The organism is Nonomuraea sp. NPDC050451, assembly GCF_044458585.1.
Map to the genome: position 1 here is coordinate 1,057,374 of NZ_JBITHZ010000002.1, position 19,059 is coordinate 1,076,432.

Annotated in this window: 17 protein-coding genes; 9 read left to right on the plus strand and 8 right to left on the minus strand. The window is 70.3% G+C overall.

The window, feature by feature from the left end; genetic code table 11:
* Positions 1 to 21: 21 nt before the first annotated feature.
* The 3 genes from nhaA (at position 22) to ACIBI9_RS10940 (ending at position 2,768) form a co-directional block, all read left to right on the plus strand.
* On the plus strand, positions 22 to 1,818 hold the full coding sequence (gene nhaA / locus ACIBI9_RS10930) for a Na+/H+ antiporter NhaA (protein WP_397221764.1): 1,797 nt from the start codon (positions 22 to 24) through the stop codon (positions 1,816 to 1,818).
* 77 nt (positions 1,819 to 1,895) lie between these two features.
* Positions 1,896 to 2,294 (plus strand): hypothetical protein, encoded by a 399-nt coding sequence (locus ACIBI9_RS10935; RefSeq protein ID WP_397221765.1) that lies wholly within the window; start codon positions 1,896 to 1,898, stop codon positions 2,292 to 2,294.
* A gap of 81 nt (positions 2,295 to 2,375) precedes the next feature.
* The gene (locus ACIBI9_RS10940; protein WP_397221766.1) at positions 2,376 to 2,768 is read left to right on the plus strand and encodes a hypothetical protein; all 393 of its coding nucleotides are present in this window, start codon (positions 2,376 to 2,378) and stop codon (positions 2,766 to 2,768) included.
* Here ACIBI9_RS10940 and ACIBI9_RS10945 read toward each other — a convergent pair.
* Complete coding sequence (locus ACIBI9_RS10945) at positions 2,765 to 3,217, minus strand: hypothetical protein (RefSeq protein ID WP_397221767.1); 453 nt, start codon at positions 3,215 to 3,217, stop codon at positions 2,765 to 2,767. The genes ACIBI9_RS10940 and ACIBI9_RS10945 overlap by 4 nt on opposite strands.
* Before the next feature lie 46 nt (positions 3,218 to 3,263).
* Here ACIBI9_RS10945 and ACIBI9_RS10950 point away from each other — a divergent pair, with 46 nt between their 5' ends.
* The gene (locus ACIBI9_RS10950) at positions 3,264 to 4,241 is read left to right on the plus strand and encodes a helix-turn-helix transcriptional regulator (RefSeq protein WP_397221768.1); all 978 of its coding nucleotides are present in this window, start codon (positions 3,264 to 3,266) and stop codon (positions 4,239 to 4,241) included.
* A 40-nt stretch (positions 4,242 to 4,281) separates the two neighbouring features.
* Here the strand turns inward: ACIBI9_RS10950 and ACIBI9_RS10955 are convergent, their stop codons facing one another.
* The 7 genes from ACIBI9_RS10955 to ACIBI9_RS10985 are packed head-to-tail and all read right to left on the minus strand — an operon-like array spanning position 4,282 to position 11,292.
* Complete coding sequence (locus tag ACIBI9_RS10955; RefSeq protein WP_397221769.1) at positions 4,282 to 5,277, minus strand: ABC transporter ATP-binding protein; 996 nt, start codon at positions 5,275 to 5,277, stop codon at positions 4,282 to 4,284.
* Positions 5,274 to 6,254 carry an ABC transporter ATP-binding protein gene (locus tag ACIBI9_RS10960; RefSeq protein WP_397221770.1) on the minus strand — a complete coding sequence of 327 codons (981 nt, stop codon included), beginning with the start codon at positions 6,252 to 6,254 and terminating at the stop codon, positions 5,274 to 5,276. Before ACIBI9_RS10960 ends, ACIBI9_RS10955 begins: the two co-directional genes overlap by 4 nt.
* Entirely contained in the window at positions 6,251 to 7,075 is an 825-nt protein-coding gene (locus ACIBI9_RS10965; RefSeq protein WP_397221771.1) for an ABC transporter permease, read from the minus strand. The genes ACIBI9_RS10960 and ACIBI9_RS10965 overlap by 4 nt, the downstream gene beginning before the upstream one ends.
* Entirely contained in the window at positions 7,072 to 8,052 is a 981-nt protein-coding gene (locus ACIBI9_RS10970) for an ABC transporter permease (RefSeq protein ID WP_397221773.1), read from the minus strand. The genes ACIBI9_RS10965 and ACIBI9_RS10970 overlap by 4 nt, the downstream gene beginning before the upstream one ends.
* Positions 8,049 to 9,656, minus strand: coding sequence for an ABC transporter substrate-binding protein (locus ACIBI9_RS10975; protein WP_397221774.1), 1,608 nt, complete (start codon positions 9,654 to 9,656; stop codon positions 8,049 to 8,051). The genes ACIBI9_RS10970 and ACIBI9_RS10975 overlap by 4 nt, the downstream gene beginning before the upstream one ends.
* The gene (locus ACIBI9_RS10980) at positions 9,653 to 10,363 is read right to left on the minus strand and encodes a PIG-L deacetylase family protein (protein ID WP_397221776.1); all 711 of its coding nucleotides are present in this window, start codon (positions 10,361 to 10,363) and stop codon (positions 9,653 to 9,655) included. Before ACIBI9_RS10980 ends, ACIBI9_RS10975 begins: the two co-directional genes overlap by 4 nt.
* Positions 10,360 to 11,292 (minus strand): GNAT family N-acetyltransferase, encoded by a 933-nt coding sequence (locus tag ACIBI9_RS10985; RefSeq protein WP_397221777.1) that lies wholly within the window; start codon positions 11,290 to 11,292, stop codon positions 10,360 to 10,362. The genes ACIBI9_RS10980 and ACIBI9_RS10985 overlap by 4 nt, the downstream gene beginning before the upstream one ends.
* Positions 11,293 to 11,564: 272 nt before the next feature.
* Between ACIBI9_RS10985 and ACIBI9_RS10990 the strand changes: the two genes are divergently transcribed.
* The 5 genes from ACIBI9_RS10990 to ACIBI9_RS11010 all read left to right on the plus strand — a co-directional run bounded on the left by ACIBI9_RS10990 (position 11,565) and on the right by ACIBI9_RS11010 (position 18,984).
* Positions 11,565 to 12,854 carry a PHB depolymerase family esterase gene (locus ACIBI9_RS10990; protein ID WP_397221778.1) on the plus strand — a complete coding sequence of 430 codons (1,290 nt, stop codon included), beginning with the start codon at positions 11,565 to 11,567 and terminating at the stop codon, positions 12,852 to 12,854.
* Between the two features lie 133 nt (positions 12,855 to 12,987).
* The gene (locus ACIBI9_RS10995; RefSeq protein ID WP_397221779.1) at positions 12,988 to 16,755 is read left to right on the plus strand and encodes a S8 family peptidase; all 3,768 of its coding nucleotides are present in this window, start codon (positions 12,988 to 12,990) and stop codon (positions 16,753 to 16,755) included.
* Positions 16,756 to 16,958: 203 nt separating this feature from the next.
* Complete coding sequence (locus ACIBI9_RS11000) at positions 16,959 to 17,669, plus strand: 4'-phosphopantetheinyl transferase (RefSeq protein ID WP_397221780.1); 711 nt, start codon at positions 16,959 to 16,961, stop codon at positions 17,667 to 17,669.
* Positions 17,670 to 17,783: 114 nt separating this feature from the next.
* A complete protein-coding gene (locus ACIBI9_RS11005) occupies positions 17,784 to 18,380 on the plus strand; it encodes a TetR/AcrR family transcriptional regulator (protein ID WP_397221781.1) in 597 nt (198 codons plus the stop codon).
* Between the two features lie 76 nt (positions 18,381 to 18,456).
* Positions 18,457 to 18,984, plus strand: coding sequence for a LuxR C-terminal-related transcriptional regulator (locus tag ACIBI9_RS11010; RefSeq protein WP_397221782.1), 528 nt, complete (start codon positions 18,457 to 18,459; stop codon positions 18,982 to 18,984).
* Positions 18,985 to 19,059 lie beyond the last annotated feature (75 nt).

The following is a 19,059-nucleotide window of genomic DNA, read 5'->3' on the forward strand; positions in this document are numbered from 1 at the left end:
ATCTTCGGGGGGAGATCTTTGATGTTGCGGGCGTTCCTGCGGACCGAGGCAGGCAGCACGACCGTGCTGCTGGTGGCCACGGTGCTCGCCCTGCTCTGGGCGAATTCGCCGTGGGGTGACACCTACGAGGCGTTCTGGCACATCCCCATGGGGATCTCCTTCGGGGACGCCGACTTCTCGCTGGACCTGCGGCACTGGGTCAACGACGGGCTGATGACCGTCTTCTTCTTCCTCATCGGCCTCGAGGTCTCCTACGAGGTACGGCTCGGGCAGCTCAGGGACCGGCGGCTCATCGCCGTGCCGGCCGTCGCGGCCTTCGGCGGGATGCTGGTGCCGGCCGGCGTCTATCTCCTGCTCAACTTCGGCGGGCCGGGTGCGGGCGGGTGGGGCGTGCCCATCGCCACCGACACGGCGTTCGTGCTGGGCGTGCTCGCCATCGTGGGGGCCCGGTGCCCGGATCCGCTGCGGGCGTTCCTGCTGACGCTGGCCATCGTGGACGACGTGCTGGCGATCATGATCATCGCGATCTTCTACACGGCCAGCCTCTCCGTGCCCGCGCTCATCACCGCCGTCGCGCTCCTCGGGGCCATCGTGACCCTGCGGTGGCTGAGGATCTGGCGGGCGCCCGCCTACGTCGTGCTGGGGTTCGCGCTCTGGGTGGCCACCCTCGAGAGCGGGATCCACCCGACGCTGGTCGGCATCGCCCTGGGCCTGCTGGTCTTCGTCTACGCGCCCACGGACCAGAAGCTGCTGCTCGCCGGCGAGGCCGTGCAGGAGTTCACCAGCGAGCCGAGCGCGCGGGCCGCCAGGGAGGCCACGCGCCGGGTCCAGCGGGCCGTCTCCGTCAACGAGCGGCTGCAGCTGCGCCTGCACCCGTGGAGCAGCTACGTGATCGTGCCGATCTTCGCCCTGGCCAACGCCGGGGTGCGGCTCGACGGCGAGACCCTGCGGGCCGCCCTCACCTCACCCGTCTCCATCGGGGTGGCACTGGGGCTGGTGCTCGGGAAGTTCGTCGGGATCTCCCTCGGCACGTGGCTCCCGCTGCGGTTCGGGTGGGGGATCCTGCCCGGGAACCTCGTGTGGGGGCAGTTGCTGGGCGGGGCGGCCGTGTCCGGGATCGGGTTCACGGTGGCGCTGTTCATCGTGGACCTGGCCTTCGACGGGTCGCCTGTCCACGCCCAGGCGAAGATCGGCATCCTGGCCGGATCGCTGCTGTCCGCCCTGCTGGGGTGGGTGATCTTCCGGATGGCGTGGGATCGCGGCGGGGTGTGCGCGCCGCCCGAGGCCGAGCCGCCCGAGGAGCTGCCCGACCGGCTCACGGTGCCGGTCGGGCCGACGGACCACGTGCGCGGGCCCGAGGACGCCAAGATCACAATCGTCGAGTACGGGGACTTCGAGTGCCCGTACTGCGGGCGGCTGCACCCGGTCCTGGAGGAGATCCGCCGGAAAAATCCCGATGTACGGATGGTTTTCCGGCATTACCCAATCCGTACGCTGCACCCGCGGGCCGCGTCGGCCGCGATCGTCTCCGAGGCCGCGGCCGACCAGGGCAGGTTCTGGGAGATGCACGACATCCTCTACGACAACCAGCGCTTCCTCACCGACGCCGACCTCGAGCACTATGCCGCCGAGCTGGGCATCGACCCCTGGTCCGACGTGCCGGGCCACGCCGCCAGGATCGCCCTCCACGAGGAGTCCGGCCGCGACAGCGGCGTGCGCGGCACCCCCACGCTCTTCCTGAACGGCGTGCGCTACCAGGGCAACCTGGACGAAGGGTCGATCAGCCGGGCGGTGGACGATCTACTCAAATCCCCGTAGCGTCATCGAGTCCGGCTTGTCCTCGAACGGAGTTCCCTGTGATATCAACGATCGCCGGTATTGTCACCTTTGCCGTGATGGGCATCCTGTTGCTCTTCGGCGTCGTCGTGACCGCGATGGCCCGGCGCGAGCACGGCTCGGCCGCGATGATCGGCATGGTGGGCTGCATCCTGCTTCTGCTGGGACTGCTGTTCAACATCTTCCGCTCTTACGTGCTGTTCCCGCAGATGAGCTCATCGATGGGCATTGAGACGACCATAACCGTCACCAACCTGGTCTCCCTGCTCTTCGACGCGGGCGGCACGGCTCTGCTGATCTGGGCCGTGGTGGCCCGGCGCAAGCCGTCCCAGCCCGCCCAGCCGCCGCAGGGTCCCGGCTGGCCGCAGCAACCCCCGTATCCGCAGCAGCCGTACCAGCAGCAGCAGCAGCCCGGCTGGCAGAACCCGCAGCAGCCGCCCTACGGCCAGGGCCAGTGACGGACCCGCGGGACGGGTCCCCCGGCGAAATGTGACAATGGCTGGGCACGCCCACTCTCCGCAGCAGCTCCTGAGGAGATCATGACTCGAGAGCAACCTGACCCGCAGGGACAGGATCCCCACCAGACGATCAGGCACCGCCAGCCCTTCCCGACGCAGCCCTCCCAGCTAGGACCTCCCGGACAGGTCCCGCCGCCGCGGCACGGCCACCCGCCCCCGCAGGACCCCCCGACCGTGCGCGTGCCGCCACCTCCGGCCCCGCCGACCGTGCGCGTGCCCCGCCCCGGGCGACCGCAGGACCCGCCCTCCACCCAGCGGCTCCCCTACACGCCGGACATGCTGCCCGACGTGTCCCACTACGAGGCCAAGCCACCCAAATCGGCCTGGTGGTGGGCGATCGTGGCCGGATCGCTGGTGCTGCTGGTCGCGGCCGTCGCGGTGGCGGCGGTCCTCTGGGCCCGCGCCGGTGCTTAGGCCCGGGTGAGGTCCATCGTCCAGTTCGTCTCCCAGGTCAGCCCGCCGTCGACCGAGAACGCCTGCTCCCAGCGGGCCGCGTCCGGGCCGAGCACCGTCCAGATGAACCGGCACCGCACCCGCCTGCCCTCATACGTCTCCTCCCCGTAGAACTCGCCCCGGTTCCCCTCGAACTCGCCCACCATGGGCGAGCTGTCGAGCGTGCCCCTCGTGCTGCTGGCCCAGTAGATGGACCACTGCCGCGACTCGGGGTCGAACACGCGCACGGTCAGCCCGCTGGACCCTTTGGTCGGGAACGTGATCTCGTCGAAGCTGGCGGCCCCGTCGAAGTGCCGGGTGGCGACCGAACGGCCGGGGAACTCGTCCCATTCGTCGCTGCCGGCGAGCGCCTTCACAAGCCTGCGGTTGTCGACGTTCCAGTGGCCGGCGAGAAAGTCGAAATCGTTCATGCGGGCGAGGCTAGGTCGTGGTCACTGACAGGTAGTGTCAGTGAATGTGCGCGCCTCCCGCCTGGTCTCGATCCTCCTGCTCCTGCAGACGCGCGGCCGGATGACCGCGCAGGATCTGGCCGAGCGGCTGGAGGTCTCGGTACGCACCATCTACCGCGACGTCGAGTCCCTCCACTCCGCCGGCATCCCCCTCTACGGCGACGCGGGCCCGAAGGGCGGCTACCAGCTGCTCGACGGCTACCGCACCCGGCTCACCGGGCTGACGGCCGACGAGGCCGAGTCGCTGTTCCTGGCAGGGCTGCCGGGTCCGGCGGCGGAGCTGGGGCTGGGCGCGGTGGTCACGGCGGCGCAGCTCAAGCTCATGGCCGCGCTGCCGGTCGAGCTCCGCGACCGCGCCGGCCGCATCCAGGAGCGCTTCCACCTCGACGCGCCCACCTGGTACCGCGACCAGGAGCCGGTGACCTTCCTGCCCGCCGTGGCCGACGCCGTCTGGAACGAGCGCCGCATCCAGGTCAGATACCGCCGCTGGAAGGCGCCCCAGGAGGTGGAGCGGCGGTTGGACCCGTACGGGCTGGTCGTCAAGGCCGGGCGGTGGTATCTCGTCGCGCGGGCGGGCGAGGACGTACGCACCTACCGCGTCTCGCAGATCCTCGACCTGCACCCGCTCCCCGAGGGCTTCACCAGGCCGGACGGCTTCGACCTGGCGGCTTACTGGCAGGGGTATCTGGCCGAGTTCGAGGCCCGGCTGCGACGGGGCGAGGCGGTGCTCCGGCTGTCGCCGCACGGCGTGGAACGCGTACCCAACCTCATGACCCCCGGCGTGGTGGCGGCGGCCAGGGAGAGCGCGCAGCCGCCCGACGAGGAGGGCTGGACGCGGGTCACGGTGCCGATCGAGTCGATCGAGCACGCGCTCGCCGAGTTCCTGCGGCTGGGCACGGACGTCGAGGTGTTGGCCCCCGCCGAGCTGCGCGACCGCATGGCCGCCACCGCCGCCGAGCTCGCCGCCCGCTACCGCCCCACCTGAGCCGCCTACCACCTGCCTGAGCCGCCGCCCCGCTCTATCTCTATCGCCCCGCCTGAGCCGTCGATTCCACGTGCCAGCAGTGCGTCCAGTGGCCGTCCCCCAGCGGGGTACGCGCGGGCGCCTCCTCCGAGCACACCGGCAGCGCCACCGGGCAGCGCGGATGGAACCGGCACCCGCCCGGCGGGTCGATCAGGCTCGGCGGCTCGCCGTGCCGCGTGACCTCCGGCGCGGCCACCCGGTCGGGATCCGGCGCCGACTCCAGCAGCAGCCGCGTGTACGGGTGCCGCGCCGACTGCGTGAGCTCCTCGCTCGGCCCGCTCTCGATCAGCCGTCCCGCGTACATGACCGTGATGTCCTCGGCGAAGTAGCGGGCGCCGGCGATGTCGTGCGTGATGTACAGCAGCGCCAGCCCGCTCTCCTTCGCCAGCCCCTCCAGCAGCCGCAGCACCCCGAGCCTGATCGACACGTCCAGCATCGACACGGGCTCGTCGGCGATCAGCACGACGGGCCGCACCGCCAGCGCCCGCGCGATGGCCACCCGCTGCCGCTGCCCGCCGGACAGCTCGTGCGGCAGTTTGTCCATGAACTGCTCGACCGGCGTGAGGCTGACGCGTTCGAGCAGCTCGGCGACCTGTGCGCGTTCCTCCGCGTCCGAGCGGACGTGTCCGTGGATGCGCAGCGGCCTGGCCAGGTGGTACCGCACCCGGTGGAAGGGGTTCAGCGAGGCGAACGGGTCCTGGAAGATCAGCTGCACCTGCCGCCGGAAGTCCCTGAACGCCGCCCCGCGATGGGCGCGCACCGGTTCGCCGCGCAGCAGCACCTCGCCCGACGTGGCCGGATACACCTGCGCCAGCAGCCGCGCCACCGTGCTCTTGCCGCAGCCGCTCTCCCCCACCAACGCCGACACCGTCCCGGCCCGCAGCGCGATCGACACGTCCTCGACGGCCCGCACCGGCGGCCGCCTGCCGAAGCGGCCACGCGGACCGCGGGCCGCGGTGAAGTGCTTGGTGAGGTTCCGTCCCTCCAGGACGATCATGACGCGTCCTCCAGACCGCGGCCGCCGTTCAGCAGGCACGCGACGTCGCCTTCGAGCTCGGGCAGGACCGAGGAGCACTCCGCCACGGCCACCCCGCACCGCGGGTGGAACGCGCATCCCGGTGGCAGCGCCCTCAGGTCGGGCGGGCTGCCGGGGATGCCCAGCAACTCCTCGCGCGGCCCGTGCAGGCGCGGGAACGAGCGGAGCAGCCCCAGCGTGTACGGGTGGCGCGGCGACTTGTGGATGGCCTTCGCGGATCCCGTCTCCACGACCCGGCCCGCGTACATGATGGCGATCCGGTCGGAGATCTCCATGAGCAGCGACAGGTCGTGCGTGATGAACACGACCGCGAAGCCGTACTCCTGCCTGAGTTCCCTGATCTCGTGAAGGATGTCGCGCTGGACCACCACGTCGAGCGCGGTCGTCGGCTCGTCCATGATGATGATCTCGGGGTTGAGCGCGAGCGCGATGGCGATGGCGGCGCGCTGCCGCATGCCGCCGGACAGCTCGTGGGGGTAGGAGCGCCGCCTGTCTGCGCTGATGCCGACGCGGCGCAGCAGCTCGACCGCCCGCTCCGTACGGTCGGCGCGGGACATGTCCGGCACGTGGACGCGCAGGACGTCGTCGATCTGGGCGCCGACGGTGCTGACCGGATTGAGGGCGTTCATGGCGCTCTGGAAGACGACGGCCAGCTCCTTCCAGCGGAAGGCCCTGAGCTCGCTTTTTCCGAGCCCGAGCACGTCCACCGACGAGCCGTCCTGGCGGCGGAAGACGACCGAGCCCGAGGTGATCGCGGCGGGCGGCCGCAGCAGCCGGGCGACGGCGTTGGCCAGCGTGGACTTGCCGCTGCCGCTCTCCCCCGCGAGGCCCAGCACCTCGCCGCGCCGCAGGTCGAGGGAGACGTCGGCGACGGCGTGCACGGTGCCGCTGCCGGACAGGTAGTCGACGCTCAGGTCGCGGATCTCCAGGACGTTCATGTGCGGGCCTTCACCTTGACCGTTCGCAACCGGGGGTTGGCGATCTCGTCGATGCCGAAGTTCACCAGCGCCAGCCCGGTGCCGATGAGCGCGATGCACAGGCCGGGCGGGATGAACCACCACCAGGCCCCGATGAGCAGCGCCTGGCCGTTCTGCGCGAAATAGAGCATGCTGCCCCAGCTCACGGTGGACAGGTCGGCCAGGCCGAGGAACGACAGCCCGGCCTCGGCCAGGATCGCCGCGACCACGGTGGCCAGGAAGCTGGTGGCGATGACGGGCAGCAGCACGGGCAGGATCTCGAAGAAGACGATCCGGAAGGCCCCCTCGCCGCTCGCCCGCGCGGCCTGGACGAAGTCCCGCCGCCGTACGGACAGGGTCTGCGCCCGCAGCACCCGCGCGCCCCAGGCCCAGCCGGTGACCGCGATCACCACGGCCACGGAGGCGACCCCGCGCTGCGGCAGGTAGCCGGCCAGCACGATGATCAGCGGCAGGGCGGGCAGCACCAGGAAGATGTTGGTGAGCACGGACAGCACCTCGTCCACCGCGCCGCCGAGATAGCCGCCGACCAGGCCGACCGCGACCGCGATCACGTTGGCGATGACCGCCGACAGCACGCCGACGCCCATCGAGACGCGGGCGCCGTACACGATCTGGGTGAGGATGTCCTGCCCGGTCTGCGTGGTGCCGAGCCAGTGCGCGGCCGACGGGCCCTGGAGTCCGTCGTCGCCGGTCGCGGCCGGGTCGGCGCCGATGAGCAGCGGCCCGAGCACGGCCATCAGCGTGAAGAAGACGAGGATGCCGGCGCCGATTTTGATCTTCATTCGGACTCCTGCCTGGTCCGCGGGTCGAGCACCACGTACGCCAGGTCGGCCAGGAAGTTGGCGACGAGCACGGCCAGCGAGATGACGAGGAAGATGCCCTGCATGAGCGGGAAGTCCTCGTTCTCCACCCCTTTGAGGAGCATCGACCCGATCCCGGGATAGGAGAAGACGATCTCGGTCAGCACCGAGCCGCCCACCACGAAGCCGAGTGACAGGGCGAAGCTGGTGATGTTCGGCAGGATCGCGTTGCGGGCGGCGTACGCCCACATGACCCTCCTGGAGGTCAGCCCTTTGGCCTCGGCCATCACCACGTAGTCCTCGCCGAGCGTGGTCACCATGACGTTGCGCATGCCGAGGATCCGGTCGGCCATCGACGCGACCACGATCGTCACCGCGGGCAGCGCCGCGTGGTAGACCACGCTGCCGGCGAACTCGCCCGTGAAGCCGGGCATCACGTCCAGCCCGTACGCCCTCGACACGGGGAACCACTGCAGCGTCACCCCGAAGACGAACACGAGCGCCAGCGCCACCCAGAAGTACGGCACCGCGTGCATGAACGTGGCCGCCGGCAGCACCCCGTCGAGCCAGGTGCCCCGCTTCCACGCCATCAGCACGCCCAGCGAGGTGCCCATCAGGTAGCTGATCAGGGTGGCGACCCCGACGAGCCCGACCGTCCACGGCAGGCTGTCGGCGATGACCGTGGACACTTCGGTGGGAAAGAAGGTGATCGAGCGGCCCAGCTCCCCTTGTGCGAGATTGCCCAGGTAGTCCAGATACTGCTGCCACAGGTTCGCGTCGCTGATGCCGAACGCCCGCCGCATCGCGTCGATGGCGGCCGGGTCGACGTTGCCTTTCATCCGGGCCACCAGCAGCTCCACCGGGTCCCCCGGCATGAGCCGGGGGATCAGGAAGTTGAGCGTGACGGCGGCCCAGGCGGTCAGCAGGTAGAAGCCGAGCCGCCGGGCCAGGAACCTCACTTGACGGCCGGCTTCAGGTGCAGCAGCACGACCGCCGCGTCGGGTGAGGCGTACGGCGACGGCCTCGCGTACGGATCCTGCTCCGACGGCCAGCCGACGTATTTGTCGGTCCGGAACTGCGCCCACCCCGGGCTGTAGAACAGCGGCAGCTGGGGCAGCTTCTCCACCATGATCCGGCCCAGCCCCTGCGTGGCCTTCTGCTGCTCGGCCAGGTCGTCGGTGGCGGCGTACTCGTTGATCAGCCGGTCGGTCTCGGCGTCCTTCCACCGCTCGTAGTTGCCGCTCGCGGCCTCGCCGACGGGCTTGGCCAGGCCGCCGAAGAGCATGAAGCGCATCTGGAAGTACGGGGTCGGGCCGGCCTCGGCGCCCCTGATCGACAGCTCGTAGTCGCCCTTGCCGACCTTCGACACCCAGTCCTGGAAGGCCACGCCCCTGGTCTCGACCGTGATGCCGACCTTGGCCAGGTCCTCCCTGATGAGCTGGGCGGCGTTCACCCAGTCGGTGAACGGCGACGGCACCAGCAGCGTGAACTTCAACTCGGCCGGGTTCACGCCCTTGAGCAGTTCCTTGGCCTTCGCCACGTCCACCTTGAACGCGGCGTCCTTGTACTCCGGCGGCACGTACGCCTCACCGCCCGGCATCGGCACGCTGGTCGGGTGGGCGACCTTGGTGTAGCCGCGCTCGGCCACCTTGACGATCTTGTCCCGGTCGATGGCGAGGCTCATGGCCTGCCGTACCTCCGGCTTGGCCAGGACCGGGTTGGTCAGGTTCGGCAGCAGCGACACCACGCCCTCGGGCGGGAAGAAGAACTTGTTCTGCTCCGGCTTGCCCTGCACGAAGATCTTCTGGATGTCCGGCACGAACGCGCCCGCCCAGTCCACCTCGCCCTGCTGGAGCGCCGTCTGCAGGGCATTGGCCGTGTACGCCGGGAAGCGCAGCAGCGGCACCTCCGGCTTGCCCGGCTGCCAGTAGGACGGGTTCTTCTCCATCTCGTAGAGCTGCGCCGAGAACTTCGACAGCTTGTACGGCCCGGTGCCGACCGGCTTGGCGTTGGTGAACGTCGCCGGGTCCTGCTGCTTCTCCCACAGGTGCTTGGGCACGATGGGCGAGCCGCCGGCGATGTTGTAGAGCTTGGCGTACGAGGTGGTCTTGAAGTCGACGCGCACCTTGTCCGGAGCCAGCGCCTGCGCGCCCTTGATCTCCAGCGCGGACGTGTTGAGCTGCGCGTGATCCTTGAGCATCTGGAAGGTGAAGGCCACGTCGTCGGCGGTGAACGGCTGCCCGTCGGTCCACTTCACCCCCGGGCGGAGCGTGAACGTGAGCGACTTGCCCTTGTCCGACCATTCGTACTTCAGCGCCAGCCACGGGACGATCTCTCCGGGCTTGAGCTTGTTGAAGTACATGAGGGTCTCGTAGATCATCCCGCTCGTGCCGAAGTTCACGCCTTCGAGGTGGTACGGGTTGAAGTCCTCCTGGAACGTCCCCGCGTCGACGGCGTGGATCACCAGGGGCGGCGCGCTCGTGCCGGTCTTGCCGGTGGAGCCGCCGCTGCTCGAACAGCCTGCGAGGGCCAGGGCGAGGAGTACTGCCAGACAGCGTTTCATTGGGGGGTGGCCTTTCCGAAATACTTCGTCCGGAGGTCGCGCGAGCCCTTCGGGGCAGCGAAGGCCTGGGCGCGGCCGAACCCGGCTGGTGCGCCGCGCACGATCGTCAGCGCGCGGTAGTACTCGACGTACGGGAAGCCGTAGGTCTCGCCTCTGGCGTAGGCGTACCCGGTGATCGCCTTCGACCAGAGCTCGTACGCCTCCTCCGTCAGCTCGACGAACACGTCGGGCACGAAGCCCTCGGCGTCCTCCCAGTTGTCGGCGTAGTAGAGCTCGCTCGCCCAGTAGGCCGGGTGCTCGCGTTCGAGCGTCTTGAGCCCGCCGTAGAAGCGGGCGTCCTCGACGATCCGGTGGGTACGGGCGTGATCTTTGTGGATGGACGCGCTCCAATGGGTCAGGATGACGTCCGGGCGCAGCTCCCTGATCAGGTCGCCGACGCGCAGCTTGACCTCTTCGTCCTCGGGCAGCAGGCCGTCCTCGTAGTCGAGGAAGCGCACGCCCGCGCCGATCCTCTCGGCGAACGTCTCGGCCTCCTCGCGCTTCTGCCTGGCGTAGTCGGGGACGGGCAGGCGGGGGTGGCCGCGTTCGCCGAGGGTGAGGTGGAGGAGCGTGGCCCGGTCGCCCCGCAGGACGTGCTGGGCGAGCACGGCGCCCGCCGTCAGGTCCAGATCGCCGGCATGCGCCCCGATCGCCAGGACATGAGTCATGACTTCCTCATCACGTGGAAGCGCCGGGTGATCTCGTAGCCGGCCTTGGTGTAGAGGCGGCCGGCCGGGCTCGCCTCGCCGGTCCACAGGAACCACGACGAGTGGAGCCCTTCGGCGCGCATCATGGTCATGGTGAGATGGAGGAGGATCTTGCCGAGGCCGGTGCCGCGCTGCTCGGGGTCGACGCCGAAGGGACCGAAGCGCTCGGGGATGCCGCGGTAGGCCGCGTACAGAGCGAATCCCACTATTTGATCTTTTTTCGCGATAATCATGCGTTTGGGGTCGCGGTGCCGGCGGATCGCCTCGCCCCAGTCGGGGTTGAAGGCGTCGGCCGCGAAGCGGATCAGCTCGGGCAGCTCGCCGTCGGTGGGGCTGCGGAAGGCGTACCCCTCGCTCTCCCGCTCGGCGCGCAGCTCGCGCACGTCGTCGGGGGTCACGTGGCCGACGAGCGTCCGGTCCATGGCGACCGGCGAGTACAGGGTCCGGAAGCCGAGCCCGTCCAGGAGCCGGTAGCCGTCGGGGTAGAGCTCGGCGTCCGCTCCGGGGAGCACATAGTTCGGCGTATAGGACGAAAAATCGACCTTCGTCCGGCCGGCCCGCTCGAGGAACGCCAGCACCTCGCCCACCAGCCGCCTCCCGAGCCCGCCCCCGCGATGCTCGGGGACGACGAAGAAGAACGGGATCCAGCCGGTGTCCGGCTCCAGGTCGGTGCCCGGGGCCAAGGGGGTCAGGCGGCGCACGCCATACGCGCAGCCCACCACCCGGCCGCCGGAGACGGCCACGCGCAGTCCCTCGGGGTCGAAGTTGGGGTCGAGCAACACGCAGTCGCGGAACCAGCCGGAGGTGGTGGGATCGGCCGGCATGCTGCGGTTCCAGGCGTCCACCAGGGAGACCTCGTCACCGGACGCGAAGGCGCGGACTGTGACCATCGGGGTCCTTTCACCTTTGGCTCTCCGGTCCCAGCTTTCCCACGGTCAACGGGCAAGGTCAAGACGAGTCGGGAATTTATTTTCTCCCCCGGCGCATGTTTAGAAAATTTCTTTTGCGCCCTGCTCGCCCGAAACTTTCACATCGGGGCGACCTTGCCTCAGCCTTCGCCGCAGGTCACCCAGTTCTCCCGATGTGTCGCCACCAGCCTCGATTGCGCTGGCGAAAGTTTCTCTTCACACTCGCAATGTTTCAGGCGAACGAGAGGAACCCGATGAACGTGAGAGCTCGGATCGTGGGTGCCTTGATCGCCGCCGTGACGCTCATCGTCGCGGGGCTGATCACCGCGCCACCGGCCTCGTCGGCACAGCTGACGGAGGTGACCGGCTTCGGCACTAACCCGACAAACCTGCGCATGCACCTGTACGTCCCGGACGGCGTCGGGACCCGACCACCTCTCCTGGTCGCCGTGCACTACTGCACGGGATCGGGCCCGGCCTTCTACTCCGGCACGGAGTTCGCCTCGCTGGCCGACCGGTACAAGTTCATCGTGATCTACCCGTCCGCGACCAGGAGCGGCTCCTGCTTCGACGTCTCCACGCCGCAGGCGCTGCGGCACGACGGCAGCAGCGACCCGGTGGGCATCGTCTCGATGGTCAGGTACGTGCAGCAGCGCTACGCCACCGACCCCGACCGCACCTTCGTCACCGGGGCCTCGTCGGGCGCCATGATGACGAACGTCCTGCTGGGCGACTACCCCGACGTCTTCAAGGCCGGAGCCGCGTTCGCCGGCGTGCCGTTCGCCTGCTTCGCCACCACGGACGGGTCGATGTGGAACAGTGCCTGCGCCAACGGCCAGGTCACCAAGACGCCGCAGCAGTGGGGCGACCTCGTACGCGGCGCGTACCCCGGCTACAGCGGCCCCCGCCCGCGCATGCAGGTGTGGCACGGCACCGCGGACACCACGCTGCAGTACCCGAACTTCCAGGAGGAGATCAAGCAGTGGACCAACGTCCATGGCCTGAGCCAGACGCCCAGCAGCACCGACCAGCCGCGGTCCGGCTGGACCAGGACCAGGTACGGCGGCACCGGCACGATGGCCCCCGTCGAGGCGATCAGCCTCCAGGGCGTCGGCCACAACGTCCCGACGAGCGGGATGGCCGCCGCCGTGATCGCGTTCTTCGGCCTTGACCAGGGCGGCGGCGGGCCCACGACGACGCCGACGCCGACCCCGACCCCGACGCCCGGGACCGGGGCGTGCCGGGTCACGTACACGATGAACACCTGGAACACCGGCTTCACGGCCGCTGTCACGCTCACCAACACCGGCACCAGCCAACTCACCTCCTGGGCGCTGACCTTCACGCTCCCCGCGGGCCAGAGCGTCACCTCCGCATGGAACTCCACGATCTCGCCCGCGAGCGGCCAGGTCACGGCCAGGAACGTCAGCTACAACGGCACGGTCGCCCCGGGCGCGTCCGCCTCGTTCGGCTTCCAGGCCACCCACACGGGGAACACGTCCAAGCCGGCGGCCTTCACCCTCAACGGCGCCACCTGCACCTGACAGCCCACTCCACCGGGCTCGGACCCTCCCGAGCCCGGTGTGATCATCTGATGGATACTGGCCCTTCTCGGAGAATTTGGGAGCGCTCCCGAGAGTGCTCCCGCTGTAGCCGAAAGGGCACATCTTGTCCAAATTGCACACGCGGTTATCGGCGGTGTTATCGGGCGCGGCGCTCGTGCTCGCCGCCGGACTCGCGCCGCTCCACCAGGCGGCAGCCGCGGCCACCGAGCCCGCTGAGACCCAGCCGGCCCGTGTCACCCTCACCCTCATCACCGGAGACGTCATCGAGTACGCGCCGTCGCAGGGCGGCGCCCCCTCCATCGCCATCAGGCCGGCACCCAGGCCCGACGGCGCGGACGTCACGTTCGCCACGCTGCCCGGCAAGGACGGCGGATATCTGGTCCTCCCCTCCGACGCGGCCCCCATGGTCGCCGCCGGGACGCTGGACGAGGAGCTGTTCGACGTCGAGACGCTGGCGCGGGACCAGCGCGTCGAGGCGATCCCGCTGCTCGTCACCTACCCGGGCGACCCCGCCCCCGCCGCGCTCGCCAGATCCGCCCGGTCCCTGCCGGCCGGCGAGAACGTGCGGGTGCTCGACAGCGTCAACGGCGCCGCGCTCACGGTACGCGCCGACCGGGCGGACGACTTCTGGGCCGGGCTGCGTACCGGCGACAAGCTGAGCGGCGGCGGGATCTCCAAGATCTGGCTGGACCGCAAGACGCGCGCCTCGCTCGACAAGAGCGTGCCCCTCATCGGCGCGCCGGCCGGATGGGAGCGTGGGTTCGACGGCAAGGGGGTCAAGGTCGCCGTCCTCGACACCGGGATCGACGCCGGGCACCCGGACTTCGCCGGACGGATTCTGGCCGGCGAGAACTTCTCCGACTCGGCCGGCATCGCCGACAAGGTGGGACACGGCACGCACGTCGCCTCGACGATCGCGGGCGCCGGCCCGACGTACAAGGGCGTGGCGCCGGCCGCGTCCCTGCTGGTCGGCAAGATCCTCGCGGACAACGGCCTGGGCGACTGGTCGTGGGCCATCTCCGGCATGGAGTGGGCCGCCGCGCAGGGCGCCGACGTGGTCAACATGAGCCTCGGCACCTGCTGCGGCAACGGCACCGACCCGATGAGCCAGGCGCTGAACGAGCTCACGAAGAAGTACGGGACGCTCTTCGTGACGGCGGCCGGGAACGAGGAGGACCCGCTCACGGTGAGCGTTCCTGCCGCGGCCGACGAGGCGCTGGCCGTCGGCGCGGTCGACAAGGAGACCGGCACGACCTTGGCCGATTTCTCCAGCAAGGGGCCGCGGCTGGACGACGCCGCCGTCAAGCCGAACATCGTCGCCCCCGGCGTGGACATCGTCGCCGCGCGCTCGGCCGACTCCTCGCTGCCCGGCATCCCGGGCGACGACAAGTACACGACCTTCAGCGGCACCTCCATGGCCACCCCGCACGTCGCCGGAGCCGCCGCGATCCTGGCCCAGCAGCATCCCGACTGGCGGGCCGCCGAGCTGCGCGACGCGCTGACCTCGACGGCCGTGCGCAACGACGGGCACAACTGGTTCGAGCAGGGCAGCGGCCGGGTGGACGTGGCCCGCGCCGTCACCCAGAGCGTGTTCGCCACCTCCGTGGTGGACTTCCGGCTCCTCGGCAAGCCCGCCACCAGGCAGGTCACGTACCGCAACCTCGGCTCCGAGCCGGTCACGCTGGCCGTCTCGCTCGTCACGCGCGGCTGGAGCGGCAGGCCCGCGCCGGACAAGGCGGTCAAGCTGGGCGCGCAGAGCGTCACCGTCCCCGCGAACGGCGCCGCCGCCGTCTCCCTCACCGCCGACCCCTCGGCCGGCCCGATCGGCGCGTACGGCGGCTGGGTGACGGCGAGCGGCGGCGACGTGCGGCTGGTGACGCCGTTCAGCTACTACACGGGTCCCGCCACGCACCGGCTGGGGGTGTCGCTGGTCAACTCGTACGGGACCAAGGAGTTCTTCCCCGGTTACCAGGCCGAGCCCCTGGTGTACGCGATCCCGTCGAAGCGGGCGAACAGCCCGGAGGACCCGTTCAACCCGTACGGGTACTACTACCTGCGTACCGACTATTCGGGCAACGGCGAGTTCTACCTGCCCGCCGGGGACTACGAGCTGATCGGCGTCGCCAACGAGAGCCGGATCAGCAACCGTACGAGCTGGGTGATCGAGAACGTCCGCCTCGACGGGGACAAGACCGTCACCCTGGACGCGCGCAAGACGGCGCCGATCCGGCCGAGGACGCCGAAGGCGCTGGACGGGGGCGGGAACGCGTACTACGTGCGCACGTTCACCGACCGCAGCCAGCCGGTCTCGCTGTACGGCGGGGTCCAGGGCGGCGGGCAGGAGCTGTTCGTCACGCCGGTGTCCTCGGTGAAGGCGGGCAAGGTGCGGCTGTCGCACCAGTGGAACCTGGAGCCTCCCGTGCTCGCCTCGGCCACCGCGGGTGAGCTGACCCTGCGTCCCGCGTACGACGTGGAGGCCATGCGCAGGCTGACCTCCGCCACGACCTACCCCGTGGTCTCGGTCGGCAGGGGACGGCCGGAGGACTTTTCGGGCGTGGACGTCTCCGGCAAGATCGTGCTCGTCGGGATCCCGATCGAGAGCGGCTACGTCAACGCGAGCGTCCAGATGGACGACGCCGGTCGCGAGGCCTCCCTGCGCGGCGCGGCGGGCGTCATCGGCTTCCTCGATGTGGACGGCGGGCGGGCGCGCGTCCCGCAGGGCTGGTCCCTGCGGCTGGGGCTGGACGCCGCCGAAGGGCGTTCGCTGCGGTCCGCGCTGGCCAAGGGGCCGGTGTCGCTGCGTCTCGAGCCGTACGCGGGGCCGGGCGCGATCTACCACCTCCGCTTCGACTCGCGCGGACGGGTACCCTCGCGGCCCGTCAAGGTCGACATGGGTCGGCTGGTACGGATCGACGCCGCCTACCACGCCGACAAACCGGACACCAGCGGCTGGGAGTACGGCGAGTCGACCGCCGGCGAGGAGCCGGGGCGGATGGCGTACGGCGGGTCGCTGCGGATGCCCGTCACCCGGACCGAGTACTTCGGACCCGTGTCCGATGACGTGGTGTGGTCCCGCACGATCACGAACGACGGGCTGGTCCTGCACTCCGACGACCGGTTCACCGGTGGCGACCGGCGGGTCTCCGAGCAGTGGTTCAAGGCGCCCCTGGTGCCTGCCGCCGCGGACGTGCCATCGGGGTACCCGGTCAAGGTGCCGTGCGCGCTGTGCCGGGACTCCGAGCGGTTCGTACCTTTCGAGCAGTGGCGGGACTCCGACCCCCGTCACTACAGCGACCTGAGCCCGGTCACCTCGGCGCCCCGGCTGTTCGTGGGCGATCAGGAGCTGTCCCCGCAGGGCTGGCGCCCCCGGTCCTTCACCGTGCCCGCGGGCCCCGGGTCCTACCGCGTGGAAGCGGTGGACGCCCCAGGGCGCACCCTGTCCGGCAAGGTCACGACGACCGCCCGTTTCGCCTCCGCCCCGCCGCCGTCCTCGGGGGCGCCTCGGGGGTACTCGTGCCCGTCCGGGGCGGGGTGCGCGTTCCAGCCGGCCGTCCAGGTCACGTACGACCTGCCCCTCGACCTGCTGAACCGGGCCCCGGCCGGGGCGCCGTTCGCGTTCGACCTGCGCGCCGGCGCGCACTCCGCCGTGCGCCGGGCGCCCGCCGTCAACCGGGTCACAGTCGAGTTCTCGGTCGATGACGGGACCACCTGGCGGGCCGCGACACGGGTCAGGAAGCGCGGCGACGGGCGGTTCCGGGTGGAGCTGGCGCATCCCGCACTGGCGCAGACCAGCGGCTTCGTGTCGCTGCGGGTCACGGCGTCGGACACGGCGGGCGGCTCGACCACCCAGACCGTCAACCGCGCCTACGCCCTCAGATAACACCGATCGGGCTCCGGTGACAGCCGTGACGCCACGGCTGTCACTGGAGGCCACGAAAGAACGTCCGCACGTCACCGACTGGGGAACACCGCCACCCCCGGCGGGCACCTCTGACCGTTTCGCCGGTCACCCCCAAGCGGCCCTCGCCTCGCCTCTCCGGACAACCAGCACGACGCGAGGCGGTGAACAATAATGCGTTCACCATGCTCGATGAGATCCTGCCCCCGTGGGTCGCCACCGCCGAACTCTTCGGCGACCCACCGGACATCACGCTCTTCCCGGAGGAGGAAGCACTCGTCTCGGACTCGGCGGACAAGAGGCGGCGCGAGTTCCGTACGTCCCGCCACTGCGCCCACCTGGCACTGCGGCAACTCGGCGTGGCCCCCCGCCCCGTCCTCCGCGGCGACCGCGGCGCCCCCACCTGGCCGCCCGGGGTCGTGGGCAGCATCACGCACTGCCCGGGCTACCGAGCGGCGGCGGTGGCGCACGGCGCCTTGTCGATCGGCATCGACGCCGAACCCCACCTCCCGATGCCCCACGGCGTCCTGGAGCGAACCGCAACGCCCGCGGAAGCCGCCGCCCTGGACCTCCTGGACCTCCCGGACCCGGGCCGCCTGCTGTTCAGCGCCAAAGAAGCGATCTACAAGGCGTGGTACCCGCTGACGGGCCACTGGCTCGGCTTCCTGGACGCCGCAGTGACCTTCACAACCTCCTCACCACACCCGCCGGCCGGGCCCGGGGCACTCGCCGCACCCAGGGCCGCCGCGCGGTCCGGAGAGCTGACCGTCTTCGGGACCTTCGCCGCCGAGATCGCGGTCCACGGCCCGGGCTGGCCTACCCGCTTCGAGGGCCGCTGGCTGGTGAGCGACGGCCTGATCGTGACGGCGATCGCAATCCCCTCCCCCTCCGTCTAGCCATGCACCCCGCCACCACACAACTGCCGGCCGCGCGCTGAGCGCACCCGATTCACGAGCGGTCCAGCTTCGATGAATGGACCAACGAGTCCAGATCTGTGGGAAGTTGGAAGGATGAATAGAGGACTGACAGCGAGGGGCAGAGCGACACGGGATCGCATCATCGCCGCCGCGGCGCTTCTGATCAGGGAGAAGGGGGTCGCCGAGACGACGCTTGACGACGTGCGTGCGGCCACGGCGACCAGTAAGAGCCAGCTCTTCCACTACTTTGCCGAAGGCAGGTCCGACATCCTCGCCGCCGTGGCCGAGTACGAGGCCGGGCAGGTTCTGGAGGCGCAGCAGCCGTTTCTGGGTGACCTTTCGGCGTGGGAGTCCTGGCAGGAGTGGCGGCAGGCGGTGCTCAACCACTACACGGAGCTGGGGCAGAAGTGTCCCCTCGGCAGCCTCACCGCCGAACTGGGAAAGTCCTCGCCTCAGGCTCGCGCGATCGTCTGCTCCCTCTATGACGAGTGGGAGGCGGCCCTCGTACGCGGTGTGGAGGCGGTGACGTCCGACGGGCCGGAGGAGGCGCGCGACCGCGCGCGGAGCATCCTGGCAGCCGTACAGGGAGGCGTGGTGATGCTCCAGGCAACCGGACGCACGGAATATCTGGAAGCCGCTCTGTACGCGGCGACCAACTCACTGCGACCCGTGAGCGTGGGGGCCGCGTAGGCGCGGGCGCAAGATTGGACTTGCTGGTCCATTTTTGGCGAAGCAACATTGGACCATGGCGTCCAATTCTGGCTTGGTGAAGCCCACCGACCCTCTCACGCAAGCACACCCCTCCCCTGCGGGGCGGGCCTCGTTGCTGCTCCTTTCGGTCGCCTCGGTCTCGTACGCCTTGGTCCATTCCGTGGTGAAAGCCGGCCTGGAGGCACTGCGCGAGCTGGCACGGATCCGGCTGGCGCATGGGATCCGCGTGCGCCATGTCCAGGGCCGTGCGGCGGCGCGGCAGCTTCTGGTCCCCGCAGCGGAGTCGTTCGATCGGCTCGGTGCCACCGGATGGGCGGAGCGGGCGCGGGCCCAGCTGCGGGTCACCGGGGCGTCGCCCCGCGTCTCTACGCTGAACCTGGCCTCGTTGACGTGGCAGGAGCGCCGGATTGCCGACCTGGCCGCCAGCGGCCTGACGAACAAGGAGATCGGCGAGCGGATGCACCTGTCGCCGCGAACCGTCAGCTCGCATCTGTACCACGTCTTCCCCAAGCTGGGCATCACGACGCGGGCCGCGCTGCGCGATGCCTTGAGCAGGACGGACGAAGTCACTTCGCCGGCCTGACCAGGTCATCCGCAGCGGGCTCGGCCACGCCCTCGGCACGGGTCCGCCCGGCACTGCCACTACCAGCGCAGATTC